Consider the following 1592-nt stretch of genomic DNA (forward strand, 5'->3'; position numbering starts at 1 on the left):
GTTAGTGTAAAATTACTTTTGGAGATTCAAAACTGAATCATAAAAAAAATAGAAAGAAGACTCCCTTTTTGATAAAATGTTTTTAGGACTAAAAACAAAAAGGAGGGAGTCTTCTTATGAATAACATTATACAGGATTTTGCAGAAAATTTCAGCAGTAATATCGAAAAATATATTAAAGAGCTGTTTGAAGGCAAAAAAGGTGGTATTTCAGGGTTAATTGAGATTATAGACAAAGACTTGAATGGATTAGGTAGAGATTTATTAGTATATGTTCTGGAAAATATGGATGAAGAAATTAGAGAATCTAAAGAACGAAAAAAATTATTTAATATTCAGGCCAGAGATATGGACAAATCACTAGTTACTAAGTTTGGAAAGATAAAATATCAAAGAACATACTATGTTTCTAAAAGTTCTGAAGATGAAGATGAAGAATACACATATCTTGTAGATGATGTTTTTGGTATTGAAAGACATCAAAAAATAGAAGAAGGTATTGAGGTAGATTTAGTAGAAAAAGCAAAAGAATATTCTTATCAGGCTGCAGCTGATATTGCATCTGAAGTAGTTCCTTTAACTAGACAGACAACCTTAAATAAGATAAAAAAGCTTGGTAAGATAGACAATAGAGCTATTGACGATAATAAAAGCAAAGAAAAAAAGAAGGTTAAACATCTTTATATAGAGGCAGATGAAGATCATGTTTCTATTCAAAAAAGAAATTGTACTAAGAGTAAAAAGAAGAAAAAAAGTAGTCAAGTAACTAAGCTGGTGTACGTACATGAGGGTCGTAAAGGAAAAAGAAATAAATTAGAGAATGCAAAATATTTTTCTGGTATTTATCCCAAATCTGAAGATCTTTGGGAGGAAGTATTAAGCTATATAGATGAGAATTATGATCTAGATTATATAGATACAATATTTTTGTCAGGAGATGGTGGAGCCTGGATTAAAAAAGGTCTTAAAGAGATTCATAAGACCAAATATATATTGGATAGGTATCATCTAAACAAATATGTTTTATTGGCTACTGGTCACTGTCCAAAGCAAAAGTTTGATCTCTGGTTAGGATTAAATAGAGCTGATTACAATTTTGTTAGTTCAACATTTAAAGAGATTTATGAAAAAGCAGAAAATGAAGAACATCAACAAAGAGTTAAAAAAGCAAGAAAATATATTTATTCTAATTGGCATGGAATTAACAACTATGTTAATGATCAACATGCTGAAGGATGCAGCGCAGAGGGTCATGTAAGTCATGTTCTGGCATCTAGAATGTCTTCTAGACCGTTATCATGGTCAGAAGATGGTGCAGATAGGATGGCTAGGCTAAGAGCATTTAAATATAATGGTGGTGAAAAAGAAGATTTATACAAATTATTTAAGATTAAAGAAAAAGAAAAAAGAATAAAAATGAGAACAGAAAAAATAATAGATCATAGAAAAACACTATTTCCATTAGCTAAAGAAACAGTTCCTGCTTTACGTAAAGGCAAAGTTAACGGTTTAAGTAGAGCAATAAAAGCATTAGCTTTTTAAAAAATATATAAGGGAGTCTTATCTCATTTCCAAAAGTTATTTGACACAATC

At 29.6% G+C, this 1592-nt stretch carries 1 protein-coding gene; it reads left to right on the plus strand.

From position 1 onward, the window contains the following. The first annotated feature begins 116 nt into the window (after positions 1 to 116). Positions 117 to 1541, plus strand: a complete 1425-nt coding sequence (locus tag LJ207_RS12185; protein WP_229346769.1) for an ISLre2 family transposase — start codon at positions 117 to 119, stop codon at positions 1539 to 1541. Positions 1542 to 1592 lie beyond the last annotated feature (51 nt).

The sequence above is a fragment of the Halanaerobium polyolivorans genome (assembly GCF_020711195.1).
Taxonomy (GTDB): Bacteria; Bacillota; Halanaerobiia; order Halanaerobiales; family Halanaerobiaceae; genus Halanaerobium; species Halanaerobium polyolivorans.

Bases quoted from the DNA above. Each gene is read 5' to 3' on its own strand.
- LJ207_RS12185 (WP_229346769.1), top strand. From the start codon at position 117: ATGAATAACATTATACAGGATTTTGCAGAAAATTTCAGCAGTAATATC.